The 26068-nt window shown below is 55.4% G+C and carries 27 protein-coding genes and 1 pseudogene; 13 read left to right on the top strand and 15 right to left on the bottom strand.

Going from position 1 to position 26068, the window contains the following annotated elements:
- Positions 1–41: 41 nt before the first annotated feature.
- The 3 genes and pseudogenes from H8S59_RS16710 to H8S59_RS27170 all read right to left on the bottom strand — a co-directional run bounded on the left by H8S59_RS16710 (position 42) and on the right by H8S59_RS27170 (position 3521).
- Positions 42–941, bottom strand: a complete 900-nt coding sequence (locus H8S59_RS16710; RefSeq protein WP_187522151.1) for an acyltransferase — start codon at positions 939–941, stop codon at positions 42–44.
- Positions 942–1019: 78 nt separating this feature from the next.
- Positions 1020–3110: a phosphate acetyltransferase gene (pta, locus tag H8S59_RS16705; protein WP_095102637.1), complete on the bottom strand. Its 2091-nt coding sequence runs from the start codon at positions 3108–3110 to the stop codon at positions 1020–1022.
- A gap of 89 nt (positions 3111–3199) precedes the next feature.
- Positions 3200–3521: pseudogene (locus H8S59_RS27170) on the bottom strand (DUF3565 domain-containing protein).
- On the opposite strand from H8S59_RS27170, the gene H8S59_RS16695 reads away from it, so the two are divergent.
- The 3 genes from H8S59_RS16695 to H8S59_RS16685 all read left to right on the top strand — a co-directional run bounded on the left by H8S59_RS16695 (position 3520) and on the right by H8S59_RS16685 (position 5988).
- The gene (locus H8S59_RS16695) at positions 3520–4005 is read left to right on the top strand and encodes an FKBP-type peptidyl-prolyl cis-trans isomerase (RefSeq protein WP_027899554.1); all 486 of its coding nucleotides are present in this window, start codon (positions 3520–3522) and stop codon (positions 4003–4005) included. The pseudogene H8S59_RS27170 and the gene H8S59_RS16695 sit on opposite strands and share 2 nt — an antisense overlap.
- A gap of 119 nt (positions 4006–4124) precedes the next feature.
- Entirely contained in the window at positions 4125–4607 is a 483-nt protein-coding gene (locus tag H8S59_RS16690) for a glutathione peroxidase (protein ID WP_095102635.1), read from the top strand.
- Positions 4608–4884: 277 nt separating this feature from the next.
- The gene (locus H8S59_RS16685; protein WP_187522150.1) at positions 4885–5988 is read left to right on the top strand and encodes an NADH:flavin oxidoreductase; all 1104 of its coding nucleotides are present in this window, start codon (positions 4885–4887) and stop codon (positions 5986–5988) included.
- On the opposite strand, the gene H8S59_RS16680 is transcribed toward H8S59_RS16685, so the two are convergent.
- Positions 5985–7178, bottom strand: coding sequence for a glycosyltransferase family 4 protein (locus H8S59_RS16680; protein WP_187522149.1), 1194 nt, complete (start codon positions 7176–7178; stop codon positions 5985–5987). The two genes, H8S59_RS16685 and H8S59_RS16680, sit on opposite strands and share 4 nt — an antisense overlap.
- Before the next feature lie 432 nt (positions 7179–7610).
- Between H8S59_RS16680 and H8S59_RS16675 the strand changes: the two genes are divergently transcribed.
- The gene (locus H8S59_RS16675; RefSeq protein ID WP_187522153.1) at positions 7611–7949 is read left to right on the top strand and encodes a flagellar protein FlhE; all 339 of its coding nucleotides are present in this window, start codon (positions 7611–7613) and stop codon (positions 7947–7949) included.
- Positions 7950–7985: 36 nt separating this feature from the next.
- Here H8S59_RS16675 and H8S59_RS27000 read toward each other — a convergent pair whose 3' ends face one another.
- The 3 genes from H8S59_RS27000 to cysZ all read right to left on the bottom strand — a co-directional run bounded on the left by H8S59_RS27000 (position 7986) and on the right by cysZ (position 9904).
- Positions 7986–8495 carry a hypothetical protein gene (locus H8S59_RS27000; protein ID WP_246475382.1) on the bottom strand — a complete coding sequence of 170 codons (510 nt, stop codon included), beginning with the start codon at positions 8493–8495 and terminating at the stop codon, positions 7986–7988.
- 11 nt (positions 8496–8506) lie between these two features.
- Positions 8507–8797 (bottom strand): hypothetical protein, encoded by a 291-nt coding sequence (locus tag H8S59_RS16665; RefSeq protein ID WP_187522148.1) that lies wholly within the window; start codon positions 8795–8797, stop codon positions 8507–8509.
- Positions 8798–9148: 351 nt separating this feature from the next.
- Positions 9149–9904: a sulfate transporter CysZ gene (gene cysZ / locus H8S59_RS16660; protein WP_187522147.1), complete on the bottom strand. Its 756-nt coding sequence runs from the start codon at positions 9902–9904 to the stop codon at positions 9149–9151.
- A 411-nt stretch (positions 9905–10315) separates the two neighbouring features.
- Here cysZ and H8S59_RS16655 point away from each other — a divergent pair, with 411 nt between their 5' ends.
- Both H8S59_RS16655 and trxB read left to right on the top strand, forming a co-directional pair.
- On the top strand, positions 10316–10915 hold the full coding sequence (locus H8S59_RS16655) for a peroxiredoxin (RefSeq protein WP_027899561.1): 600 nt from the start codon (positions 10316–10318) through the stop codon (positions 10913–10915).
- 142 nt (positions 10916–11057) lie between these two features.
- Positions 11058–12020 carry a thioredoxin-disulfide reductase gene (trxB, locus tag H8S59_RS16650; protein WP_187522146.1) on the top strand — a complete coding sequence of 321 codons (963 nt, stop codon included), beginning with the start codon at positions 11058–11060 and terminating at the stop codon, positions 12018–12020.
- A gap of 157 nt (positions 12021–12177) precedes the next feature.
- On the opposite strand, the gene H8S59_RS16645 is transcribed toward trxB, so the two are convergent.
- The 5 genes from H8S59_RS16645 to H8S59_RS16625 form a co-directional block, all read right to left on the bottom strand.
- Positions 12178–12519: a HopJ type III effector protein gene (locus tag H8S59_RS16645; protein WP_187522145.1), complete on the bottom strand. Its 342-nt coding sequence runs from the start codon at positions 12517–12519 to the stop codon at positions 12178–12180.
- The gene (locus H8S59_RS16640) at positions 12512–12808 is read right to left on the bottom strand and encodes a DUF1244 domain-containing protein (RefSeq protein WP_095102620.1); all 297 of its coding nucleotides are present in this window, start codon (positions 12806–12808) and stop codon (positions 12512–12514) included. Before H8S59_RS16640 ends, H8S59_RS16645 begins: the two co-directional genes overlap by 8 nt.
- A 45-nt stretch (positions 12809–12853) precedes the next feature.
- The gene (locus H8S59_RS16635) at positions 12854–13600 is read right to left on the bottom strand and encodes a hypothetical protein (RefSeq protein ID WP_095102617.1); all 747 of its coding nucleotides are present in this window, start codon (positions 13598–13600) and stop codon (positions 12854–12856) included.
- Entirely contained in the window at positions 13601–14290 is a 690-nt protein-coding gene (folM, locus tag H8S59_RS16630) for a dihydromonapterin reductase (RefSeq protein ID WP_187522144.1), read from the bottom strand. It abuts the gene before it with no gap.
- Positions 14291–14407: 117 nt separating this feature from the next.
- Positions 14408–14977: a putative antibiotic biosynthesis monooxygenase gene (locus H8S59_RS16625; RefSeq protein WP_095102613.1), complete on the bottom strand. Its 570-nt coding sequence runs from the start codon at positions 14975–14977 to the stop codon at positions 14408–14410.
- Between the two features lie 237 nt (positions 14978–15214).
- Between H8S59_RS16625 and H8S59_RS16620 the strand changes: the two genes are divergently transcribed.
- Positions 15215–16165, top strand: a complete 951-nt coding sequence (locus tag H8S59_RS16620) for a MerR family transcriptional regulator (RefSeq protein WP_187522143.1) — start codon at positions 15215–15217, stop codon at positions 16163–16165.
- A gap of 9 nt (positions 16166–16174) precedes the next feature.
- On the opposite strand, the gene H8S59_RS16615 is transcribed toward H8S59_RS16620, so the two are convergent.
- Both H8S59_RS16615 and H8S59_RS16610 read right to left on the bottom strand, forming a co-directional pair.
- A complete protein-coding gene (locus H8S59_RS16615) occupies positions 16175–16783 on the bottom strand; it encodes a hypothetical protein (protein WP_095102609.1) in 609 nt (202 codons plus the stop codon).
- Between the two features lie 69 nt (positions 16784–16852).
- Positions 16853–17299 carry a PAS domain-containing protein gene (locus H8S59_RS16610; RefSeq protein WP_095102607.1) on the bottom strand — a complete coding sequence of 149 codons (447 nt, stop codon included), beginning with the start codon at positions 17297–17299 and terminating at the stop codon, positions 16853–16855.
- Positions 17300–17398: 99 nt separating this feature from the next.
- On the opposite strand from H8S59_RS16610, the gene H8S59_RS16605 reads away from it, so the two are divergent.
- The 5 genes from H8S59_RS16605 (at position 17399) to H8S59_RS16585 (ending at position 23693) form a co-directional block, all read left to right on the top strand.
- A complete protein-coding gene (locus H8S59_RS16605) occupies positions 17399–17854 on the top strand; it encodes a flavodoxin (protein WP_187522142.1) in 456 nt (151 codons plus the stop codon).
- Between the two features lie 137 nt (positions 17855–17991).
- A complete protein-coding gene (locus H8S59_RS16600; protein WP_187522141.1) occupies positions 17992–18903 on the top strand; it encodes an SDR family oxidoreductase in 912 nt (303 codons plus the stop codon).
- A 429-nt stretch (positions 18904–19332) separates the two neighbouring features.
- Positions 19333–19896, top strand: coding sequence for a hypothetical protein (locus tag H8S59_RS16595; RefSeq protein WP_187522140.1), 564 nt, complete (start codon positions 19333–19335; stop codon positions 19894–19896).
- A 350-nt stretch (positions 19897–20246) separates the two neighbouring features.
- Complete coding sequence (locus H8S59_RS16590) at positions 20247–20633, top strand: hypothetical protein (protein ID WP_187522139.1); 387 nt, start codon at positions 20247–20249, stop codon at positions 20631–20633.
- A gap of 267 nt (positions 20634–20900) precedes the next feature.
- Positions 20901–23693: a dermonecrotic toxin domain-containing protein gene (locus H8S59_RS16585; RefSeq protein ID WP_187522138.1), complete on the top strand. Its 2793-nt coding sequence runs from the start codon at positions 20901–20903 to the stop codon at positions 23691–23693.
- On the opposite strand, the gene H8S59_RS16580 is transcribed toward H8S59_RS16585, so the two are convergent.
- Complete coding sequence (locus H8S59_RS16580; RefSeq protein ID WP_187522137.1) at positions 23690–24493, bottom strand: SirB1 family protein; 804 nt, start codon at positions 24491–24493, stop codon at positions 23690–23692. The two genes, H8S59_RS16585 and H8S59_RS16580, sit on opposite strands and share 4 nt — an antisense overlap.
- Before the next feature lie 334 nt (positions 24494–24827).
- Here H8S59_RS16580 and H8S59_RS16575 point away from each other — a divergent pair, with 334 nt between their 5' ends.
- A complete protein-coding gene (locus H8S59_RS16575; protein WP_187522136.1) occupies positions 24828–25850 on the top strand; it encodes a Leu/Phe/Val dehydrogenase in 1023 nt (340 codons plus the stop codon).
- Positions 25851–26068: the final 218 nt, after the last annotated feature.

The following is a 26068-nucleotide window of genomic DNA, read 5'->3' as shown; positions in this document are numbered from 1 at the left end:
AATCAGGTAATTGCATTTTGGTTGGTCGGAGCTGCGTTGCTTCAGCCTGGATACTCGGCATGCAACCGCGCCAGTAACTGGTCCTTCTCTTCCCACAGCTTATTGATCCACTGCTGGAATTCCAGGCGGTACTCGCCGTCCTGATCGTAGTTCTTGCCAATGAAGTGCTGCGGAACCTTGATCTCTTCGAAATGCGCGACCACTTCCCGAACATTGCCGCATAGCAGATCCCAGTAACCTGGCCGACCTTGCGGATAATGAATCGTCACGTTGATGATCGACTCCAGTTGTTCACCCATCGCATCCAGTACAAACGCTATTCCGCCTGCCTTGGGTTTGAGCAGATAGCGGAACGGCGATGACTGTGCGGCATGTTTGCCGGTGGTGAAGCGGGTACCTTCAGCGAAGTTGAAAATGCCCACCGGGTTATTGCGGAATTTGGCGCAGGTGCGTCGAGTGGTGGCCAGGTCTTTGCCTTGCTTCTCCGGGTGTTTAGCCAGGTAGGCTTTGGAGTAACGCTTCATGAACGGGAAGCCCAACGCCCACCATGCCAGACCGATCACCGGCACCCAGATCAACTCCTGCTTGAGGAAGAACTTCAGCGGGCGAATCCGGCGGTTCAAGACGTATTGCAACACCATGATGTCGACCCAGCTCTGGTGGTTGCTGGTGACCAGATATGAGTGTTCGTAATCCAGTCCTTCCAGACCGCTCAAATGCCAGCGGGTATGCCCAAGCAGATTTATCCAGCGGTTGTTGTTGGCGATCCAGGCTTCGTGAATGTGGCTCATCAGCCAGTCCGTCACGCGCTGAGTGGCAGGGAAGGGCAGGCACAGCTTGAAGATGGCAACGACGAACAGCGGCGTACAACAAACAATGGTGTTGAGCGCCAACAGCAGCGAGGCGATGAAACCGCGCAATGGGGCAGGCAGAAAATCCATACCGGACGGGCTCCAGAAGAAAGTTCGGATGCTGTCACCCGGCAGGCGACAGCATCGTGAGTGTGATGCAGCAGTGTGTCAGGAAAGGGTGTCTGCCTGAATTGCCGTCAACGCGATGGTGTAGACGATGTCATCTACCTGTGCACCCCGTGGCAGGTCGTTTACCGGCTTGCGCAGGCCTTGCAGCATTGGCCCGATGCTCACGCAATCAGCGCTGCGCTGCACGGCCTTGTAAGTCGTGTTACCAGTATTCAGGTCGGGGAATACGAACACGTTGGCGCGACCGGCCACTGAGCTGTCGGGCGCCAGCTGTCGGGCGACGTTTTCATTGGCTGCGGCGTCGTATTGCAGCGGGCCGTCGATCAACAGATCGCGTTGGGTCTCCTGGGCGAGTTGAGTCGCTTCACGAACCTTTTCCACTTCTTCGCCACTGGCCGAGTTGCCGCTGGAATAACTGATCATCGCGACCCGTGGCGTAATGCCGAACGCCACTGCGGAGTCAGCACTTTGCAGGGCGATTTCCGCCAGTTCGCTGGCGCTTGGGTGTGGGTTCATGATGCAGTCGCCATAGACCAGCACCTGGTCAGGAAACAGCATGAAAAACACTGAGGACACCAGCGTGCAGCCGGGTGCTGTCTTGATCAGTTGCAAGGCCGGGCGAATGGTATTGGCGGTGGAGTGGATGACCCCCGACACCAGCCCGTCGACCTCGTCCAGCGCCAGCATCATGGTGCCGATCACCACGGTGTCTTCCAGTTGCTGTTCAGCCATCGGCGCGTTGAGGCTTTTGCTTTTACGTAACTCGACCATCGGCGCGATGTAACGCTCACGAATCACATCGGGATCAAGAATCTCCAGGCCGGGTGGGAGTTCGATGCCCTGTGCCTTGGCGACCGAATGGACTTCTTCCGGCTTGGCCAGCAGCACGCAACGGGCGATGCCCCGGGCCTGGCAGATTGCCGCAGCCTGAATGGTCAACGGTTCGCTGCCTTCCGGCAACACGATACGTTTGTTGGCGGCCTGAGCGCGCTGGATCAACTGATAACGGAACACCGCTGGCGACAGGCGCAGTTCTCGCGGAGTCCCACAGCGTTGGTGCAGCCAGTTGGCGTCCAGATGACTGGCGACGAAATCGGTAATGATCTCGGCCCGCTCGCGGTCATCAATAGGGATTTCCTTGTTCAATTGATTGAGCTGCGTGGCGGTGTCGTAGGAGCCGGTGCTGACCGACAGAACCGGCAGGCCTGCCTGCAAAGCGCCGCGACACAGCTCCATGATGCGTGGGTCCGGCACGGTGTCGCTGGTCAGCAGCAAGCCAGCCAGTGGTACGCCGTTCATGGCTGCAAGGCTGACGGCAAGAATGATGTCGTCACGATCACCGGGCGTTACCACCAGCACGCCCGGTTTGAGCAACTGCACGGTATTGAGCACGGTGCGGGCGCAGATAATGATTTTCGACATGCGCCGCTGATCGTAGTCACCGGCATTGATCACCTGCGCGCCGAGCAGTTCGGCCACGTCACGGGTGCGCGGCGCGTTCAGCTCAGCCTGATAGGGAATGCAGCCCAGCAGGCGGAAGTCGCCGCTGCGCAACAAGGGCGAATGGTCTTTGAGCCGTGCGGCGAAGGCTTCCATGCTTTCGTCGGTACGGACTTTATTGAGAATCACCCCAAGGACTTTCGGGTCCTTGGGGCCACCGAACAGTTGAGCCTGCAATTCAACCCGGCCCGAGAGCTCGGCCAGGACTTCGTTCTCCGGCGCGGATACCAGAATCACATCGGCGTCCAGACTCTTGGCCAGGTGCAGGTTTACCCGGGCCGCATAACTGGCGTGTCGGGTTGGCACCATGCCTTCAACGATCAATACGTCTTTGCCGACTGCGGCCTGTTGATACAGGTTAATGATTTCTTCCAGCAACTCATCCAGCTGACCATCGCCGAGCATCCGCTCAACATGGGACAGGGCCAGTGGCCGTGGCGGGTTGAGGCCGTGAGTGCGGGCAACCAGTTCGGTAGAGCGTTCCGGCCCCAGATCGCCGGGGTGGGGCTGGGCGATGGGTTTGAAGAAGCCGACTTTCAGCCCGGCACGCTCCAGGGTGCGCACCAGACCAAGGCTGATGGATGTCAGACCCACACCAAAGTCTGTGGGGGCAATAAAGAAAGTCTGCATTCAGGGTTCTCGCTTGAGCAGTACAAGGGTCATGGCGGCACTGAACAGCCCACTGACCGGAAAACAGGGCGCCGTCGAATCGCAGCGTCTCAGAGAGGGTTAAGGTTATCGTTATCCGAGGGCTGCGCACACCAGCCACAGCGAAAGCCTTTGCCTATTTTTTGCAGCCGTTGTTGTGGATCAACTACCCAGGCACGCGATTGCCAAGGGGGTTGATGACGCAGGTGCTGGGTATGTCCGCACGAGAGTATGACCACCCAATGGCCCTCATCGTCCTGCCGGAAATCTATGACCGTCACGTTATCCAATATGATCCGTCTGTCTGCGTCTGTCCGCGTTGCGTTCGCTTTCGAGCGATGGCTTGGTTAAACTTGCTCGTTCTTCAATCTTAAGCAAAAGGTCTTGACCCATGCCGATCGCCGCCAATAAGGCTGTCTCTATTGACTATACCCTGACCAATGACGCTGGTGAGGTCATCGACAGTTCCGCTGGCGGCGCGCCGCTGGTTTACCTGCAAGGCGCAGGCAACATCATCCCTGGCCTGGAAAAGGCTCTGGACGGCAAGAACGTCGGTGACGAACTGAAAGTCGCTATCGAGCCGGAAGATGCCTACGGCGAATACTCCGCCGAACTGGTCAGCACCCTGAGCCGCAGCATGTTTGAAGGTGTCGACGAACTGGAAGTGGGTATGCAGTTCCACGCTTCCGGCCCGGACGGCAGCATGCAGATCGTGACTATCCGCGACCTGGACGGCGACGACGTTACCGTTGACGGCAACCACCCGTTGGCCGGTCAGCGCTTGAACTTCGAAGTCAAGATCGTTGATATTCGTGATGCCAGCCAGGAAGAAATCGCCCACGGTCACGTGCATGGCGAAGGTGGTCACCACCATTGATTTGAGCTGCTAAGCTCAGGTAGCTGAAAAGGCGCCGAGGCAGGTTCTGCGCGAACAACTTGGTTCAAGCAGTCTGGCAGGCGCCTTTTTTGTCCGCGGGATTTGAGGGGGAGTGGGTCATGAGTGCGTTTCACGACATTAAATTGAAGGATCTGGATGGTCAGGAGTTGTCGCTGGCGACCTTCAAGGGGCGAGTCGTTCTGGTCGTCAATGTCGCTTCAAAGTGCGGGCTGACGCCTCAGTACGCGGCGCTCGAAAGTCTCTATCAGAAATACAAGGATCAGGGCTTCAGCGTGCTGGGTCTGCCGTGCAACCAGTTTGCAGGACAGGAGCCAGGCACCGAGCAGGAAATCCAGGCGTTCTGCAGCCTCAACTATGGCGTGACCTTTCCGTTGAGCACCAAGCTCGACGTCAACGGGCAGGATCGTCATCAGCTTTACCGCTTGCTGGCCGGTGAAGGCGCCGAGTTTCCCGGCGACATCACCTGGAACTTTGAAAAGTTTCTGGTGGGCAAGAACGGCGCAGTCCTGGCACGGTTCTCACCCCGCACAGCGCCGGATGATCCGGCAGTGATTGTGGCGATTGAAAAAGCGCTGAGCTGATTTAATACCTTGTAGGAGCTGCCGAAGGCTGCGAAAGCATTCCTCCTGACGTGCATCGCCTCTCTGCGATCACGAACACCGCGAGGCAGCGATAGCGGGTTTGCCTGATACACCGCTTCGCGGCCGTCGTAATCTCCGTGCGCTCCTACAGGACAGGTGGATGGTCTACATCCTCCGAGTTGCTTCTCAATCTAAATCACCCAAATCAATAGTGCTGTCACCTGCCTGAAACCCCGCCCTATCCTTGATGATTCGAAATGATCCCAAGGAGCGTCGCATGCCGGTCAAAGCCCTGTTCAAGCCTTTCCACCTGGGCAGCCTCGAGCTGTCGTCACGCGTGGTCATGGCACCCATGACCCGCTCCTTCTCGCCCGGTCATGTGCCCAATTCGAAAGTTATCGAGTACTACCGTCGCCGCGCTGCAGCGGGTGTCGGCCTGATCATCACTGAAGGCACCACCGTCAATCACAAAGCCTCCAACGGTTATCCGAACGTACCCCAATTCTTCGGTGACGCACCCTTGGCAGGCTGGAAGAAAGTCGTCGAAGCGGTGCATGCCGAGGGCGGCAAGATTGTCCCGCAGTTATGGCATGTTGGCGCGGTGCGCCGTCTGGGAACAGAGCCGGATGCCAGCGTCCCGGCCTACGGCCCGATGGAAAAACTCAAGGATGGGCAAGTCGTTGTTCACGGCATGAGCAAGCAGGATATTGATGAAGTCATTGCCGCGTTTGCTCAGGCCGCCAGGGACGCTCAAACCATTGGCATGGACGGTGTAGAAATCCATGGTGCCCATGGCTACCTGGTTGATCAGTTCTTCTGGGAGGGCAGTAATCAACGTGACGACGAGTACGGCGGCAGCCTGGCCAACAGATCGCGCTTCGCTATCGAATTGATTAAGGCCGTACGCGCAGCGGTCGGCCCTGATTACACGATCATCTTTCGTTTTTCACAGTGGAAGCAGCAGGATTACAGCGCGCGCCTGGTGCAAACCCCTGAGGCGCTTGGCGAGTTTCTCAAACCGTTGTCTGACGCTGGAGTGGATATTTTCCACTGCTCGACGCGGCGTTTCTGGGAGCCGGAGTTCGAAGGCTCGGACCTCAATCTGGCCGGCTGGACGCGGAAACTCACCGGCAAACCGACCATCACTGTAGGCAGTGTGGGACTGGACGGCGAGTTCCTGCAATTCATGGTCAACACCGACAAGATCGCTCAGCCCGCCAGTCTGGAGAACCTGCTCAAGCGTCTGGACGCTGATGAATTTGATCTGGTCGCCGTCGGACGTGCGTTGCTGGTGGATCCGGATTGGGCCGTGAAAGTCCGCGAAGGCCGCGAGCAGGACATCCTGCCCTTCAGTCGCGACGCGCTGACCACGCTGGTCTAGCGTTTGAGCTTCAGCTCGGCACCATGGACCGGTTCAGGCTTCGCTGTTTCTGGTGTCGGGCAGGCGCTGAGCATTTTGCGCTCGAACAGATCAATGATTGCCCCCCAACCCTGGCGGCTGGCGTGCTGCCGCGCATTAAGGCGTACGCGACGCAAGGTCTCGCTGTCCTCCAGCAACCAGCAGGCTGCATCAATGAAAGCGGCTTCATCGCCCGGCATGGCCAGTGCGCCGTTATGGCCCTGGCGAATATGCTGCCCTGCTGCGGCTTCGTCATAAGCCACGACACCCAGCCCCGACGCCAGCGCTTCCAGCACTACATTGCCGAAGGTCTCGGTCAGGCTCGGAAACAAAAACACATCCCCGGAGGCGTAGTGTTCGGCCAGTGCCTCGCCGCGCTGGGTGCCGCAGAAAATAGCGTCCGGAAGTTGCTGCTGCAGTGCTGCGCGTTGCGGACCGTCGCCCACGATCACCAGCCTCAATTGACGTTGCGGGTATTTGCTGAGCAGCGCGTCGAAAGTCGACTTGAGCAGGCAAAGGTTCTTTTCCGCCGCGAGTCTTCCGACATGCAGCACGGCGATATCACCGGTGTTCAGCCCCCAGCTTTCGCGCAGTGGCTGTGAGCGTTTCGAAGGGTGAAACAGCGCGCTGTCGACCCCGCGTGACAAGAGCTCGATACGTTCAAAGCCCCGTCTTTCAAGCGCTATTTTCTGACTGACACTGGGTACCAGCGTGATCTTCGAGCGGTTGTGGAACCAGCGCAGGTAATGAGTCAGCAAGCGGTTCATGAAGCCCATACCGTATTGCTGCGTGTACTGCGCAAAGTTGGTATGAAAACCACTGATCACCGTAATTCCCAGACGCCGCGCGGCCCGCAACGCCGAGAGCCCTAACGGCCCCTCAGTGGCGATGTACAGCACATCCGGACGCTGTCGCTGCCAACGGCGCAACAGCTTGTGCATCGACGACTGCCCCCATTGCAACCCCGGATATCCCGGAATCGGCCAGCCGCGGCACAGCATCAAATCATCGGCAGCCAGCCCGACATCGCCGGCTTGCCGAGGTCGCACCAGCTCCACCCGATGCCCGCGCAGCCGCAACCCATCGCACAAACGGCCCAGGGTATTGGCAACGCCATTAATTTCGGGGGCGAAGGTTTCGGTAATCAATGTGATGTGAAGAAGTTGGCTCATGACAGCCAGTGTCGGCCGCAATGATTTCGGTTATGTGGCGGTGGGGTGATGGATTTGTGACGGGAGCTGTGAGAGAGGTGAGCGCGGAGCAAGTTAATAGTAAGTTGAATGATCAGTAAAGACATTTAGTTGGATGGGGTGGGAGAGGAAAGTTTTCGTCAGGCGCGATAGTAAGTTTTCATTGAAAGCCTACGGCTCGATATATATGTAGTGTTGATGCAGTTTTCTTTCTGGGTAACGTCGGGATCATCAACTCACTGACTGGTTAGTCAGGTGGTTTGAATCCCTCGGGGCTGGGTGTCTTCATCTCGAAGAAGCGGCAGTCTCGTTACTTTATTTCAGGAAGAAAAATGAAAAACTTTTAAAAAGTTGAGCGGTATCATCGCGTCTGCAGTAATCATATTTTCAACCTTGCTAGGTTCTCAAAGTGCCATGGCAGGTAGTTATAGTTCGTCGGTAAATTTGCCTGTGTTGCACTCCAGAGGGTACGTATATGTTGCTCGTGTACCTGTCCCTAACACAGTGAGGGAAGGGCAGACAATAAAAAACGTTAGTTGGAACTGGAATGTTCAAGGTTGGCCTAGAGGATTACAGGTTCAACTTTGTCAGGCGTCTGACCGGTGTATTGATGTCTCTAGAGTTCGAAGGTCATCTACCAGAATGTTCCATGGATTCTTGGCGAAGCAGCCATTCTACTTTGAATTGAAACTTTCCCCCTCAGGGCCAACTCCTGTCGCAGGGCAGGTGGGGCATATCACTGTTGACTGGTGAGTAATAGAGGCCGCCCCGTGCAGGGGCGGCCTCTATTTACCAAGCACACATATCAAGAAATCTTGGTGGCAATGAGTCATTGAACCTGAGTATTTTCTCCAAAATACTCACAGGAGACGTTCCTTTTTCCATTTCTGACCTGTAAATCTCCGTACGTTCGCGCTGAGCCGCCTGCATGGTCTTTGTAAAGTAAGCTGTTGACTCTGCGGTGATCAATTCACCGTTTCCTGAATATCGGATGTTGTTTCTGTCCGTGACATCAATGAGCGACATCGTCAACGAGTTGAAGGTATAGCTGTGCGCAAGTCTGGATGCATCTCCAGGCGACAATCTCGCTTCTTTCATGATGTCTTCTCTGATCTCCAGATTTGATAACACTCGACCTTCTGGGCGTCTATCCGGTTTATAGCAATTTATTTGTGCCTCCAGCACCTTGCCAAAAGGAGTTGAAACCGCGTTGCCTTGGATGGCTGCGCCTTTGTTTACCGCGGAACACGCGGTGGAGGGGAGCGGAGCCTTGATGTCTTTGTTGACCAGAATCGTCATGTCTGCCGCCCTCAGCGCGTAGTCGATAAAACAAACGGTAAAATCCGCGACTCACCAATTGTCTCCAGTGCCGCAGGCTTGGCCTTGGGCGGAGCGCTGACTGGGTTGAGACTGGTGAGTTGCAGGTGTGAACGCGGTTTGATCTGGCGACACAATGCGGCGGGCTGTGCTTCGATTTTTTGAGCGGGTTTTGATTGGGTCATGTTATTCAGGATTTTCGCGAACCCTGAGGAGTCTGCCTGTGCGTTTTTCTTCGGCGCGGTTGCAGCATTGGGGTGGACGGGATTTGCCTTGATTTCCATGTTTTGCTCACTCCTTGTTTTATAACTGTCATAGCAACAGGAGTGCCAGATTCTTTCGTGTAGGAAATAGAGCAGTGATAAAAGCTAATGAAAAAGGGCGAGATGGAAAACGGAATTATGCTCCTACGTAAACTTCCTACAGAAAGAGTTTTGTAGGGCGTCGGCAGGAGTTTGCCATTAAAAGGCAATGGTTTGCCGGGCAAGTTTTTACGGCGTTTTTGGTGTGTGTAGGATGTGTTGGATAGATGTGTGGGATGTTTCTTTTTATATTGATTACCGATAAGTTTGGTTGAGCTTGACTTCTTGTGGCGATAATAAAAAAAGGCCCAATCAAGGGCCTTTTTATTAGTTTCAGGATTTGTGCGTCAGTAACGCTTCTTCACCCCGTTCCCTGACCCAGAATAAAGTCGCGCCAGCGACAGCCGCCGGCATCATCAGGATGTTGACCACCGGGATCAGTAGCGCGACATAAACGATGCCGCCGAAGCTCAGGCTCTGCCAGCGTTTGGCGCGCAGCCAGGCGAGCATTTCGTTCCAGCCCAGCTTGTGGTTGTCTGCCGGATAGTCGATGTACTGGATCGCCATCATCCAGACCCCGAACAGTAGCCACAACGGTGCGGCAATCAGGTTGACCACCGGGATGAACGACAGAATGAACAGGGCGAGGGCGCGAGGCAGGAAGTAGCCCAGCTTGCGCATTTCCCGGCCAAAGGTGCGCGGCACCATGGCAATCAGTTCACCCCAACTGAAGGGTGGAAAGTCATCAGTGCCGCGCACGACCACTTCCACCTTTTCCGAAAGGAAGCCATTAAATGGCGCGGCGATGATATTGGCGAGCATGGTGAAGGTGAAGAACACCATGAATATCACCAGGGCGACGAACAGTGGCCAGAGGATGTAGCTGAGGAAGCTCAGCCAGCCTGGCAGCTCAGGCATGAGCGTATCGACCCACATGCCGAACTGATGCATGGCGAGGTAGATCAGGCCACCGAACAGCAACAAGTTGATGGTCAGGGGCAGCAGAACGAACAGACGCAGACCTGGGCTGAGCACCAGTTTCAGGCCTTCGCGCAGGTATTGCGGGCCCGAGAGAGCGGGAGCAGGCATGGCAGCCTCCAAATGACGGAAAACCCGCCGACCTTACCGGCTTTGCCTGGCGGGTGAAAGCGGTGTTGGCGCGTTGGGATCGGCTTCAGACCGCCAAATTGTGCGTGCCCGTAGGAGCGGCTTCAGCCGCGAGGTCGTAATTCCAGACGCTGCATTTGCGTCGAATGTGCTGGCTCTCTCCCGGCTAAAGCCGGTCCTACGGTTATGTTTGGGTTGGGAAGATGGACATTCGCAGTAATAAACCCATGAGCGTAAAATCCGCCCCGGGGCTTGAATCAAGGACTTATCGGAATAGGGATTGCCTATGAGGTGGATTGTGAAACGATATTTCCTTAATCTTTGCAGCCCCGATAGGCTGGCCATCAATTTCTCAACCTATCCCTTTCAAATTTGATCCTCCAAGGAGACATCATGAGCGTACTGGTAAACAAACAGGCACCGGATTTCGATTCAGCAGCAGTGCTGGGCGACGGCTCCATCGTTGACAGCTTCAAACTGTCTTCGCTGCGTGGCAAATACGTTGTGCTGTTTTTCTGGCCTCTGGATTTCACCTTCGTTTGCCCTTCGGAAATCATCGCCCATAACAACCGCATCGCTAAATTCCGCGAGCTGGGTGTTGAAGTGGTGGGTGTTTCCATCGACTCGCAGTTCACTCACTACGCATGGCGCAGCACCCCGGTAGAGAAGGGCGGCATCGGCGAAGTCGAGTTCACCATGGTTGCTGACGTGAAGCACGAAATCACCCGCGCTTACGGCATCGAGCATGATGCAGGCGTCGCACTGCGCGCCTCGTTCCTGATCGACCGTGAAGGCGTTGTTCAGCACCAGGTGGTGAACAACCTGCCATTGGGTCGTGATGTTGAAGACATGATCCGTCTGGTTGAAGCGCTGCAGTTCACCGAAGAACACGGCGAAGTTTGCCCAGCCGGCTGGCGTCCGGGTCAAAAAGGTATGAAGGCTGACGCGAAAGGCGTTGCTGATTACCTGGCCGAAAACGCTACTAGCCTGTAACACGTCGCTGCGGCTTCGGTCGCAGCTTCAACATTTTTCAGGATTGCCGTGTTATTGAGCCTTCCCCAAGTGCTTATCGGTGATCCTTTTTATTCCAGCCGGTACGACCACGGCGTCAATGGTCGGTCGATAGGAGTCTGTCATGTCTGATATACGTCATTCCCGGGTAATCATTCTCGGCTCTGGCCCTGCCGGTTACAGCGCTGCGGTGTATGCCGCGCGTGCGAATCTGAAGCCTTTGCTGATCACCGGCATGCAGGCTGGCGGTCAATTGACCACCACCACCGAGGTTGATAACTGGCCAGGTGACCCGCACGGTCTGACCGGCCCTGTGTTGATGGAGCGTATGCGTGAACACGCTGAGCGTTTCGAGACTGAAATCGTCTTCGACCACATCAATGCCGTAGACCTGGCTGGCAAGCCGTTCAGCCTGAAAGGCGACAGCGGCACCTACACCTGCGATGCGTTGATCATTGCTACCGGTGCCAGCGCTCGCTACCTGGGCCTGCCATCTGAAGAAGCGTTCATGGGCAAAGGCGTTTCGGCCTGTGCAACCTGTGACGGTTTCTTCTACCGTAACCGTGAGGTGGCGGTTGTCGGCGGTGGTAACACCGCTGTTGAAGAAGCGCTGTATCTGGCCAACATCGCCAGCAAAGTGACTCTGGTTCACCGTCGCGAGACGTTCCGCGCCGAGAAGATCCTGATCGACAAGCTGCATGCGCGGGTTGCCGAAGGCAAGATCGAACTCAAGCTGAACGCCACACTGGACGAAGTGCTGGGCGATAACATGGGCGTGACGGGCGCACGTCTGAAAAACAACGATGGCAGCACCTCCGAGCTGAAAGTGGATGGTGTGTTCATCGCCATCGGCCACACGCCAAACACCTCGCTGTTCGAAGGCCAACTGGCGTTGAAAGACGGTTACATGGTTGTGCAGGGCGGCCGTGAAGGTAATGCCACTGCAACCAGCGTTGAGGGTGTGTTTGCGGCAGGCGACGTGGCTGACCACGTTTATCGTCAAGCCATCACCTCGGCAGGCGCAGGCTGCATGGCGGCACTGGATACCGAGCGGTATCTGGACGGTCTGGCGAACGCTTCGTTCTGATAGCGATTGCTTTGAAATAAAAAACCGGCCTTGGCCGGTTTTTTATTTTTAATTGGTGTGGCGTATTTATCTGTAGGAGCTGCCGAAGGCTGCGAGACGGTGTCCCTGTCGGTCCGTGATCGAAGCCTTCGGCAGCTCCTACAAAAATGTGTGTCGATCAGGACTTGCGCTTAAGCGGCTCGCCCGCGAACTTCACGCCTGCCAATCCATTGGCGATCAGCGCACGGATATTGCCGTGATCGCTGCCTTCTGGTGTAGCGACAACCGAACGGTAGTGTTCGCCAAAAGCCAATAGCGCCTGTTCATCGCTCAGGCCTTCCAGCAGTGCCAGACCCAGTGTCTTGCACGAGCCCTCGTTCTGGCCAGCAGCATTTTCCACGCCGCCGTTGGTAAATGCCTGTGGCTGGTAATCATAGCCAGCGGCGATGAATGCCAGCGTGTCGGCGAAAAGATGTTCGCCACTTTCAAGGCTGGCGCGCAGCGTATTCAGATCAGTCATGCTTGGTTTCCTTGGCAAACGCGGCTTGCTGCTCGACGTTTGCTTCTTTCTGGTATTGGGCTTTCCACTCGCTGTACGGCATGCCGTAAACCACTTCGCGAGCTTCATCGAGGCTGACCTCAATGTGCTTCTCGTCGGCTGCTGCCTTGTACCACTTGGACAGACAGTTACGGCAGAAGCCGGACAGGTTCATCAAATCGATGTTCTGAACATCCTTGCGGCTGTCCAGGTGCGCGACCAGCCTGCGGAAAGCGGCGGCTTCGAGTTCAAGGCGTTCTTGATCAGTCATGTTATTCCTGCAGCGTTGAATGTATGGCGAGAGCTACCCGCATGATCATAGAGGGCCCGGATCACACTGGGTCAGCAGCGGCACGGCGTTGCGCTCGGCAGTCCGGATAAACGACTGGGTCATCATCGCAATGTCCTGAATGATGAACAGCTTTTTTTCAGGGTTGCTCAGCAACTCGGTGGACAGCTGCGAGCTGTCCTGAATGGCAGGCCATGTGCACCAGATCGACAGCACTTCCTCACCGCTATCCAGTGACGTGGCTTCTTCAAAGTTGACCTTGTAACCCACCGATTCCGCGCCGCCAAAGGTGTATTGGAAAATATCTTTTACTGGCGGCGTGTGCGCAATGTTCGGAATGAAGTAAGCAATGATGATGCGGTCGACATTGAAACCGACCCACATTTTCATCTGTGTGTTCGGCGTCTTGAGAATGTAGTTGGCGCCGAAGATATTATTGATCTCCGAGACTGTCACTTCAGCTTTATTACCGGCAGAGTCTTCTACGCGCCGCAGCATCTTCGGCAATTGAACCCTCAGCAGGGATTCTGTCTTGTTCATCAAAAACTGCAGGTTGGCTTCACGTTCGCCAAAGATCAGCACCAGAGAGATAACCAGCGCCGTGGCCGCTAACTGAGCGATGGAAAGCGACAGCAGGATCCAGTCGCTGTGATCAGGTACGCCTACGAAGGACAGCGATATGTAAATGGACGCGACCAGACAAACGGCGAGAGCGGATATGACGCTGATTTTGATCCACTTGGGCAAGTAGATCACTTTTTTTGAATCGATCATTCAACCTCCTTTTTTTAAATGCCGGCCGCCGTTAACGACCACGCTGCTTCCAGTGCTGTATTGCGTATTGAGCAGATAGAACACCGCATCGATCAAAGGCCTGGAGCCTGGTTCGAACTCAAGCAGGGCTTTTTTAAGTGTCTGGCTGCGATAAGCCTCGTCGCTGTTTTCCTTGAGGATCAGCAAGCCAGGCAAGATAGCGTTGACACGAATATCAGGCGCGAGCTTTTCGGCGAACGACAGCACCATGTTCTGCAGCGCAGCTTTGGTTGCCGCATAGGCGATATGGCTTTTACTGCCTCGCGTTGAGGTTTCGTCGCAGATATGGATGATGTCCGACTTCTCGCTCTTGGCCAGCAGTGGCGCCAGCTCATGATTCAAGTGATAGGGCGCTTCCACGTGGAGTTTGAACATGGTGTTCAGGTTGTCGACGCCGTCGTCGAGCCACAGCGAGGCGTTATGAATCACCGCTCGAAGGCCGGGGTAATTGGCTTTCAGATAGCTGACAAGTGCAGTCCGATCCTCTGCGAGCAGCAGGTCCGTCTGAAAGGAGACAATATTTGGGTATTCAGGGGTGTGAGCAATGTTGCGGCTGGCGTTGACTACGAAATGGCCCGCTTTGGCCAGTTCGATAGCCAGTTCAAGCCCGACCCGCTGACTGGCCCCGGTGATCAGAATTGGATTATTCATTAGCGACTGTTTGGTATGCGTTCAGTGATGTCGTCACGATAGCGCATAGCATACCGAAGTTTGTTGCGGTGGGGGCATTCAGGACCCGGCAGCTCAGCACTTCCGGGTCAGTGTGCTTCAGTTGCTGCGCACCGACTCAGTGCCCGGTCGGTTGGTTGCAGGTGCCGGGTTCAGCCAGCCTGCCAGTAAATGGGTCGACAGCGGGATGAACCAGAAGACCATCAGCGGCGTGAGGATCATGGTGCTGACCATGATGCGCGGGACCAACTGCCAGTCATTGAGCAGCGGGCCGAGCACGAAGTTGAACAGCAACGAAACCGGAAAGAACGCCAGCCAGATCGCTACAGCCTGTTTCCAGCGTGGCGGGCGTTGGCCGACAGCGCCGAACCAGCCATCAATACCACTGACGCGGTGTTCGGATGGCTGTGCGAACAGGCCGCTGCCACGCACCAACCAGGAGCTTCGGGAGGCGGAATGCTCCCAGGCGTGCATGGTTTCAGCGTTTGTAAATCGGAAAATAATCTGGAATTCGTCGTCTCCGGGTGGCGGAGCGAGCACGCCTGAGCCCAGATAGCCGGGAAAATCGGTAGCCAGTCTTTCGCCTTCATGCAGCCAGGCGATCAGTTCCTGATAGCGCCCATGGGCGACGCGGCGCGCGACCAGCAAGGTGACGGGGGTGGTAGACATTATGTATCTCCGATAAACGAGTGAGATTCCCGGGTAAGGAAGTCACATGGCGCAGCTCCGGGGTGGTGGGCGGCGTCAGCTTCGCTGTTTAAGCAAGCAAGGATTATTCCTGAAATCCTTGAATAAGCTATAGGGCATCGGTAATTCCCTGACGAATAGCCGTATCGGGTGGTGTTTTTGCGAAATAAGCCCGGTGCAGGCGTACAATGCGCCGATTGTTTTCAAGCGATACTCGTCATGACTGAATCCGCTATTGGCCTGGAGTCCTCCGTCGGCCTCAAGCAAGAAGAACTCTTCCCCATTCGCGAAGTGTCCCGTATCACGGGCATCAACCCGGTGACCTTGCGTGCCTGGGAACGGCGCTATGGTTTGATTCAGCCAACCCGTACCGAAAGCGGCCATCGTCTGTACTCACAGGCCGATATAGACGAAGTGCGCAGCATCCTTGGCTGGATCGAGCGCGGTGTTGCGGTGAGCAAAGTCGGCAAGATTCTGGAGAAGACCAATGATGTCCGGCTACAGGCATCGGCACTCGATAGCGATGTGTTGCCCGGTGACTGGGCTCTATTGCAGCAGCAGATAAAGCAGGCCGTGGGGACGTTTGATGAAGCGCGTCTTGAGCAGCTCTATGGCCGGGTCTTCTCAACCTATCCGATGACGGTGGTGTTCGAGGACATTTTTCTGCCGGTCTGGCGAGAGTTGCTGCTGCACCATGATCAGTTCGGGCAGGCCAGTGAGTGGCTGTTTCTGGACAGTTTCCTGCGTGCACGAACCTCGCAGCGCTTGCAGTTCGCTCGTGGGTCGGCAGCGCATAAAGTGATTCTCGCCGCTGTGCCTGAGCAGTGCCGGGAACTGGAGCTGTGGGTTGCCGGACTGTTGATTGGCAGCCCTGATCTGGACATTCAAGTGCTGGCCCTGGGGCAGCCGCTGGAAGAACTGACGCTGGTGTGCGGCAAAGTGGAGCCCGTGGCAGTGGTGCTCTACAGCAATCATCCGCCAGCCCCGGACTTTTCTCGTCGTTTGAAGCGTCTCGCTCTGGCGCTGGATTGTCCGCTGCTATTGGCGGGCGAAGGGGCAGATCTGGCTCACGAAGCGCTGGACGGTTCGCCGGTTGCCTGCATCGGCAGCGAAGGGCGTTCCATGCAGCGCGGGCTGCAATTGTTTCTGAAGGGGCGTCTTGATAGCTGAGGGTGAGGCTTATCCGCGGTGCATCGTGGGGTACATCTTGCGATGCTGTTGCAGGATGTACTGACGCAGACGCTCAGTGTCTTCCTTGTTCCGGTCGCTCAACCGGTAAGCTGCCAACCCTGACTCGGTAAGGCGCTCGAAAGTGCCCCGCATCGAAATCGGGGCGTGCCCCACCGGAACGAACCAGGCATTGAAGATCTTGGGTGGCCGGGTGGTCTTGCGATGTTCCAGCAGCACACCTTTGAACGAAATTTCATGCACCCACAGCGCGGTCTGTGTGCCTTTCTCGGTCTCCAGCGCAACGGGTTCCGGCAGCGTCAGACGCCAGGGACGTATGCGCGGCCCTTCCTCAAAGATAGAAGGTGCGCCCAGCTCCAGATGCAGTGCGTGGAATTCGTCTTCCACCAGATGCAGCGGGAACGTCATCTGCTGGTTATCGAACTGCGCCTGAATGGTGACTTGCTCATGAGCCGCCAGGCGGGTCAGCAAATCCTGAATTTGCCTTCCGCCGTTCACAGTCAGGCTGCGTGTCGCATCGCGCACGTTCAGCTTGGGGTTGTGCTGCATGCTCTGGATAAAATCCAGCTCAGCCTGAGTGAGTAGCGTTTCGTGGGGCATGATGGAGCTCGAAGGAACCCGTTATTGAGGAAGCAGACCGTTAATTCAACGTTTTGTTACATCCATTCGTCAACTTTTCAATGAAGCTATTTCTTCGCGTGCCAATTTCAGCTCCGCTTCCAGCTGCAGCACTCGCTGTTCGGCTTCGATCTGCTGCGTGACATTTTTCTGGATGCCTATGAAATAAGTCAGTTGATCAGCTTCATTGAACACGGGCGTGATCGACAGTTCATTCCAGAACAGGCTGCCATCCTTATGGTAATTACGGACGATCTGGCGGCAAGGCTGTTTGTTGATCAACGCTTCGCGAATCAGGTCCAGTGCCGCCTGCTGGCGGTCATCGCCCTGTAGAAAACGGCAATCCTGATACAGGATGTCGTCGACTGCATAGCCCGTCAGGGCTTCGAATGCCTTGTTGGCATAAATGAGGATATTGTCCTCACCTTCCTGCTCGGCGACGACGATGCCGTCGTTGGAGGCGTCAACTACCAGCTGCAGCAGTTTTGCGTTGATCATGAAATGTATCCGGAGCGAAGAAGCAAAGTCCGCATTCTAGGTCATGAGGCCACTTGGGGCATAATGCCAAACGTTTTTTACGTTGCTACAGGATGATTCATGAAAGTCGCCATTATTTCCGGTTCGGTCTACGGATCGGCTGAAGAAGTCGCTCGGCATGCGGGGCAGATCCTGCGTGACGCCGGTTTCGAGGTCTTGCACAACCCTCGCGTGACGCTGGCCGAGCTTCAGGCCTTTGAGCCGCAAGCGCTACTCGGTGTGACATCGACCACCGGCATGGGCGAGCTGCCCGATAACATTCAGGCTATTTATTCCCAAATTCGCGATGTCTTGCCAGCAGCCTGGCGCGGACTGCCAGGCGCAGTGATCGCATTGGGCGACGCCAGCTATGGCGACACCTTCTGTGGCGGTGGCGAGCTGATTCGTGAACTGTTTGCCGAGCTGGGTGTGAATGAGGTCCAGGACATGCTGCGTCTGGACGGCAGTGAAAGCGTCACCCCGGAAACCGACGCCGAACCCTGGCTGGCGACGTTCATCGAGCGGTTGCGCGCCTGACGCAGCGTGTGGGAGTGATGGCCGCTCTAAATCATCCCGCTTCGTTATCGCGCACTATTCAGCATCGATTGTGTTGATTGTGACTGCCGCATGGGTGGATGACACTGGACTCTTGAAATCCTTTGCCGGAGTCGATCATGAGTCATGCCATACGCTTTGAAGACAAGGTAGTCATCGTCACCGGGGCTGGCGGTGGCCTTGGCCGTGCCCATGCGCTGTTGTTCGCGCGTCACGGTGCGCGGGTGGTGGTCAACGACCTTGGCGGCTCGGCGCACGGCGAGGGTGCCAATGCTTCCGCAGCCGACCGTGTTGTCGCCGAAATTCGCAAGGCGGGCGGTATCGCTGTCGCCAACCATGACTCCGTCACCGACGGCGACAAAATCGTCCAGAACGCTCTGGATGCTTTTGGAAGTATTGATGTGTTGGTGAACAACGCTGGCATCTTGCGTGACAAGTCCTTCGCGAAGATGGATGACGCCGATTGGGACCTTGTTTACCGGGTACATGTCGAAGGCGCCTACAAAGTGACGCATGCCGCCTGGCCGCACCTGCGTGAACAGAATTTCGGCAGGGTGATTTTCACCTCATCCACTTCCGGTATTTACGGCAACTTCGGCCAGTCCAATTACGCGATGGCCAAGTTGGGCCTGTATGGGCTGACTCGCACCTTGGCGCTGGAAGGGCGCAAAAACAACATATTGGTCAACGCCATCGCTCCCACGGGCGGAACCCGAATGACCGAAGGGCTGCTCCCGCCCGAGGTGTTCGAGTTGCTCAAGCCGGAACTGGTCAGCCCGCTGGTGGTGTATCTGGGCAGCGAAGCATGTCAGGACACTGCTGGCTTGTTCGAAGTCGGTGGCGGCTGGATCGGCAAGGTTCGCTGGGAGCGCAGTCTTGGTGCGGGCTTCGATCCCCGTGCCGGCTTCAGCCCGGAGGACGTTGCAGCTCAATGGCAAGTTATCAGTGACTTCAATGAAGCAGTCCATCCGCAGGACAACATGGAAGCGCTTAAAGAAATGATGGCTCATGTGCAGAAATATGCGGTGTGAGTGCTGCTAATTGAGTGGCGATGGTCGCTCTTGCGTAGCAATTGATCTGTACGAGCTGCCCCGATGTGCCTGACACCTCGCTTTCGTTAAGGAAACGGGTGACCCTGTAGGAGCCAACTTGTTGGCGAGACGTCGGGCCTGCATCGTGAGAAATTACGCTTCGCCAACAAGTTGGCTCCTACCAGGTCCGCGTTTCTAATCCATTATTGAAGTGATGTTGTTATGGGGTAAAAGAATCATAACTTACAATGGTAATATTTTTCATGTTATTAATAGTTGTCTGAAATATATTGATGCTGCGTAAGATTTTTCCACTTCATATGTAGTACCTCTCTGGATTTTAAATCTGCAGCCCATCCCCTATAAAGTCTGCTTGTGAGGCACCGATATGCTCCTCGATACAGGACCTTTTATTGCAGGAGCATGATCATGAGCCGATGGTATATTCCACAACTTCCGCCGCTAACTATTAAACCATTACCGGCTCAGCCCGCCGTCAGGCATCGCGCCGCTGAAGTCGATAGAATGCTTAACGAAATAGGCGAAAATCGTACGGCGCTTAATACGACAAAGATGGAGCTGGGCAAACTAAAGCCCATGTTCAAAGGGTTTAATCCGGAAAGTATCAGCTCTTCTGGTCTCGATAAAGTAGGCAAGCAGCTTTACTCATTTGGGTTAATTGATAATCTGACTGCGGATTTGTTAGGTCGCGCTGCACTGGATTTCGACAAAGACGGTAACCCTTCCAATCCTGAAGAAGAAATAAACGTGTTGGAGTTTTTCGTTACCCAGATTGGCGAAATGAAGGAGAAGGCTATTAAAGGCGATAAATACGCGACTTTATTACTGCCCGATTACGTTAGGGCTGTGCACGTCATGAAGTGTTTGCAGGAATTCGGTGCAACGGGAGACAGCTACGACAGCGTCACTCGCAAGCGCCGTGAGGATGCAGGCGAGATCCCTAAGCAACAAGCGCTGAAACCCATCAGGTAATAACGAAAAAAAAGCCGCTGCACGGGCAGCGGCTAAATATTACGCAGATCCAGGAGCTTCAAAATCAACGTGGGCAGGATGATAGTGACTGGCGGGGTTCTAAAAAAGAGTGGTTTGAGATATGGAGTGTTGCAGTAAGCGCAATGGTCGCTGGAGGGACTTCCTACCGCCACTGGTAAAACGTCTGTCAGGCTAACGCGTGTTTCCCGTCAATTTCTGTCCTTGCAGGTAGTAATAGATACCGCGAAACAGGTCCATCGGACGCGTCTCATGAACGTGTCTGGCGGTTCACGTGTTCTTTCATCTGGCTGGATGCCTTTTGGACGTGACCGCTTTATTGGAGCGGTACCATGAATGATCTTTCTGTTGCATCTCGTTTCTTGTCCTCAAGTCCTGTTTCTTCCTCTTCGCAACCATCCTTGCCTCTGGCCCGGTTGTGTGAGGCCTCAGCCCAGGCAGCCGAATTAATGTTGTCTTTGCCGAACTTGCGTCAAGCGGCGCGAACACTCATAGGCAAAGCGCTGCTCAGGGCCGGAGTCGATTACAACCCTGACATCCTGTTCCTCAATCAGCGAACCACGGACGGTTCGTTGTTGCGTTCGATCTCCCTCCCCGACGGGATGATTCAAACGCTGATTGATGGCGTGGATGCGTCTGGCAGTGATCTCGTCGCGCTCTATACCCGCCACGACACTGTGGATGAAGCGTTTCTGGCAAGGCACACCGATGGAGAGTGACTGAAGGCGATATTCACTTACACCAGTGAGCGTCTGTCTGACTACTATCTCGATCTGCTGGATGAGTTCTGGTCGCAGGGTATAAAAGATCCGTATTCGCCGGGGCATCTTATTACCCGTCAAAAGCTTTGGGCTTCTCTGCAGGGCAAAGCGTTCCTCAGTGAGATGGAAATAAGTCACCTTAATGGCGATCTGGACGAAGAGGAAAAAAAACGGCTGGACTGGGTACTTAACAGTCCTCAAGCCGAAGGCCTGCACCGGGTTTCGTTGATCAAGCCCGGCCACGTGCCTGCTATTTTGCACACTGCTTTCGTGATCAGCCTGGAGTCTAAAGCTGGCGACACGCTGAGTCCGGCAAGTAACCAGGGGCCGATGTTCTTGCTGACTGCCAGGTACGGCGTAGAAAAATTCGATTCGCTTTCATCGCTCAGCGAAAAGCTAGGCGAACGATTCTCCGATTCAACAGCGCGTCGTGTCTTGATTGAAGACCTTTTACTGTCCCAGGCCGAGCTGTTTTCGGAGGTCTCTGACATTGAAGTTCAGTACAGCCCGACTTCTGATTCTTTGGTAAACAATCTGGTCAAGGCCTTGCGGGTCAAGCAAGTGGAGGATCTTCGCTTTCTGCTGAAGAGTCCCCGTGGCAACAGTGCTTCGAGCTTTCTGAACACTGTGAACACGTCTCAGACTTTCGCCTCCCTCGATGAGGCGCGGCGCCAGAGTTTTCACTCACATATGCAGCGCCTACAAACCCTGAGCACCCCACACTGGTTGAAACACACCAGTGATAATGAACGAACCGACTACGAAGTATTCGATAGCGAATACCGTAGTCGTGCCCAAACTGCCAGCCAGTTGTTTGCCGGGCTGGAATCGCTGGAGGGCTATCCATTACTGAAAATTGATCACTATATCCGGCAGCATCTGGGTTACCGCGTGGATACCCGGAAAGTATTCATTGTATTGAAAGATCGGTGGTCTTCCCCAGCAGGCGACTTGAGTCCCGTCTATCGAAAGTCGCTGTTTGACTATGCGCTGAACGGCCTGCCGTTGATTGCTGCCGAAGCTGACGCCCGTCTGGAACTGCCTCAGGGTAGTCATCATCCGGAGTTTACCTTTGAGTTTGTCAAAGAGCTGGTTGCTGATCTGGACTTGCGACATCGATACCGGCAAGAGCTTGAGGCTCGTTACCGTCAACCTGACACCCTGCGGGCGCTGTTGCATCAACGCGACAGTGCGTTGGCGCTGAGTACCTGGGCAGCAAAACTTCAGCACCATATTTCGGACAAGGGCGTGGAGCTGGTCTGGGCGTTGCGGGCTGATCGTCAGGAGCCGGGTGCTACACGCAAAACCGGAGCGCTGGAAGTCGGAGGGGTTGGCAATAAGTTGCGCGATGTCATTGTGTTCAGCGAAGAAACCAGCGCTGATCAACACTTTGTGCTTTATGCCCCCGGTGCGCCCGGCGGGCGCGATATGTTCGAGTTTGGCAGTTGGCGTCATCTGTACCATGAGGTGGCGCAATGGTCGGCGACGCCAAGTGGCAGGGAGTACCTGATAGCGCAATCCGCGCCAGCTTCTCGAGATGCCATGGCGGCGTTCATGCAAGCTGTCAGTCAGAAGCCTACCCGGTGGAATGAAGAAGATGTACGTGGGGGTGCAGGGCAGGACTCGAACTTTCAAGCCAGTATGTCCGCCTTGATAGCCACAAAAATCGATTATCAACTCGCCGAGTTACCACGGGTTGTCGGAGGCGACCGGAACACGTCGACTTATAAATATCGCCGACAGTTGGCGTTGTGCGAAGCACGAATCGATTTTCTGCAAAAAAGCTATAAAGACAGTATGCAGCTCATCTCTTATCGTCATTTCGCCCGACTCTCGGGAGAGATCTATATCTCGAATATCCTGAAAAGAAAGGGTGTCGATCTGATCGTCAATACCGACACGGTTTATTTCGATTTACACAGCAACATTCGAAGGCCTCAACCTGACTTTGGCCCTCACACGGATCTGGTCTCCCTGACTCAGTTGCTCATGAATGATTTTATCTACAAGCTGGATGAGCACGCGCCCATGTACTCCTCCACGGGGCAAGACCTTTCCGAGCTGTCCATGCCGGTCATAAAAGAAGTGCTTGCCGCACCACTGGGCGAGCGATACATCGAGATACTCAAGGAGGACTACGGCGACCGGCAGCATCCTGATTATGCCAAGAGGAGGGCGCTGTTTGCTCAACGAAACTTCTTTGAAATACGTCGGGATATAATGATCACCTACCTGGAGAATGGATTCACCGAGGCGCAGTATCAGTGGGCTATAAACCTGCTGTCGACGCTTTATCCTGATCATTCTGACAGCTCACGGGATGGCAAGCAGGGCGCGAACAATAGTTCGATCAACGAGTTGTACCTTAACGGCCGCTTGATCGAGGGTGTATTCGTTTTCAAACACAACGGCACCGATCTGGCAGATTACAATCTGATCTATACCCCTCAAGCGCCCGACGGCATTCGCTTCAGAAACTTTGGGGTTTTTATTTCTACCCTGAGTTCGCCGGGCATGGATGCCTATTATTACAATCGTGTCAGTTATAAAAATCAGCCGAGTATTGGCACGCTCTTTTCGGAGCTGGTGAGAAATCCACAGATGGCACTGAAGTCGCTGACCATTGATACAGATGGCAAGGTGCGCGACTTGCAGACTCTGCATGACGCCATGATCGAACGCATGATTCAGGACGTTGATGAGCAGTCACTCAGCAAAGCCGAGAGCTTCGCTGAAAACCTTTACACACTGATCAAATGGACTGGCACGATCCTGCTGCTTCCATTCCCGCCTGCTGCACTGGCCTGGGGGTTGCTCAATACTTCCATTAACCTTGCCCGGGGATACCTGGCATATCTTGACGGGGATCGGGCGGCAGCAACTCCCTATTATGTCTGGGGCGTTGTCGGATTGTTACTCGGTGCCTCTGGTGCTAAAGACCTTGCCCAATCAAGTGCGGGCCTTGGGCTAAGAGCATTGCGCTGGGCGGTGACCAAATCACATCCCGGTTATGCCTAATGAATCGCTCTTCCGTGAGGTAGCTGGCCCAACCGTTCGGTGAGTCTCAAGCGCTGAACGGCGTCATCACTCAACATCAATGCATGCTCCAGGTCGTAACGTTCGGCCTGCGGGCATTCCAGGGTTCGATACAAACTGGCACGGGCCAGGTAATCAGCAGTGGTTGCCGGGCCCAGTTCCATCACTCGATTGGCGTCTTTGAGGGCTGCCAGAAAATCATCGTTGATCTGATGCAGGTGTCGCAGGTTACGCGACAGGCGTTGCAGCATCATGACGTCGGTGGCTCGCGCCATGTGTTCGGCGCGCAGTGGCATGTCCGGCCCGAACTGGCGCGCCAGCAATTCACGACAATCCTTGGGATAAAGCCTGCGGCCGCCACAGGGATCCAACAGATGGTCGGCACCCGGTACTCGCAGCAGAAAATGCCCAGGGAAGCTCACGCCTTCAAGTTTGATATCCAGACGTCTGGCCAACTCGATGGCGACCAGTGCCAGACCGAGTGGTTGGCCTCGACGGCGCTCCAGAACTTTATGCAGTAAGGCCGATTGCGGTTTAGGCGGATTCCAGTCGTCCTGAGCAAAGCCCAGCGTGTTGAGTTGTCGCAACAATGGCTGCGCCAGTTCGCCGCCGGGTAAATCCGGTAAAGCCGCTCTGATCTGGCGCAACAGGTCATCCATGGCATTTAGCGCCAATTCAGGCGTGAACTGCTGATCATGCTCGGCGGATATCCACAGCGCCGCTTCGAAAACATCGCACGGTGTTCGTTGCAGGCAAGCCAGGCAGTGTTGGCGTGGTGTCATGTCGCTCTCCGAGCAGACCTTGGCAGTCATGACCTGTTTTAGACCCACTGATGTCTTTCGTCCAGAGCCAAATAGCCCTGCGATGTGTTTCATTCCATGTTTGCCTGCTAGCGTTTATGTCACCTCGTAGCACTGGCTTTAGCGGGGAGGGCGGTATTTTCTGGCGAAGGGTATTTAGCGAATGCCCCGACGTCCTCCCGGCTAAAACGGAACGCCGCCCGGCCGGTCTTCAGAACAGCGCAGTTTCTATGGGAGATTCCATGGATCGAGCGGTCCATCTTTTTTTTTCGAAACGCCTATACTCGGTTCATAAAAACATACCGGAGCACCGTCGATGTTCGCACTCATGCATACATCACGTGTCGAGTCGCTGCATCTGGTCGTCGACCCGGAAACCGGCCTGAAAGCAGTCATCGCCATTGATAATTGTCGTAGAGGACCGGCCCTGGGGGGCTGTCGCTATCTTTCCTACCCGGATGAAGAGAGCGCAATCGAAGATGCCATCCGCCTAGCCCGAAGCATGAGCTACAAAGCCGTGCTCGCCGGTCTGCCGTTGGGCGGTGGGAAGGCCGTGATCATGCGTCCGGCACGTCTATCCAATCGTGCGGCGCTCTTTGAATCGTTCGGCCGTTTTATTGAAAGTCTCAACGGGCGTTACATCACCGCCCTGGACAGCGGGACCTCGAGCGTCGACATGGATTGCATTGCTCAACATACCCAACACGTCACCAGCACCAGTGAGTCCGGTGATCCATCTGCGCACACGGCCATGGGCGTTTTTACCGGCATTCGAACCACGGCAATGGCCCGGTTGGGCAGCGACAATCTGGAAGGTTTGCGCGTGGCCGTGCAGGGGCTGGGGAATGTCGGCTATGCGCTGGCCGAGCAACTGCATGCCGCGGGCGCAGACCTGTTGGTCAGTGATCTGGATCAGGGGCGAGTGCAATTAGCCATGGAGCAATTCGGTGCTCACCCCATCGCGTGTGAAGCGTTGCTCAGTACACCCTGCGATATTCTTGCGCCCTGTGGCCTTGGCGGCGTGTTCAATAGCCAGACAGTTGCACAATTACGTTGTGCTGCCGTAGCTGGCGGGGCCAGTAATCAGCTCAGTAGCCTGCAAGTGGCTGATCAGTTGGAGACTCGCGGCATTCTGTATGCGCCGGATTATGTGATCAATTCTGGTGGGCTTATTTACGTTGCTCTGCAACATCAGGGTGAAAGCCCGAGCACCATTACTGCCTGTCTGTCGCGAATCGGCCAGCGATTGACTGAGGTTTATGCACACGCTCAGGCCGAAAAGCGTTCACCCGCCCGGGTCGCCGACATGCTGGCGGAGCAGTTGTTGAACGCGGAGTAGGTCGTTGGATTTTGAGGGCTCCATTGTCGTGGCACCTGCCTTAGCCGGGAAGAGGCCGGTACATTCACTGCGTCTTTATCGTCAGAAATGCTGCTTTCCCGGCTAAAGCCGGTCCCACGTCAATCTCCCACAGAGACCGCATCCCTGCAGGCGCCGAGCTTGCTCGCGATGAACGATTACGCGCTCTGACTTATACACCGCAGCGCCTGAATCGCGGG

The sequence above is a fragment of the Pseudomonas folii genome (genome assembly GCF_014357575.1).
Taxonomy (GTDB): domain Bacteria; phylum Pseudomonadota; class Gammaproteobacteria; order Pseudomonadales; family Pseudomonadaceae; genus Aquipseudomonas; species Aquipseudomonas folii.
This window is presented reverse-complemented; position numbering and strand designations above follow the sequence as displayed.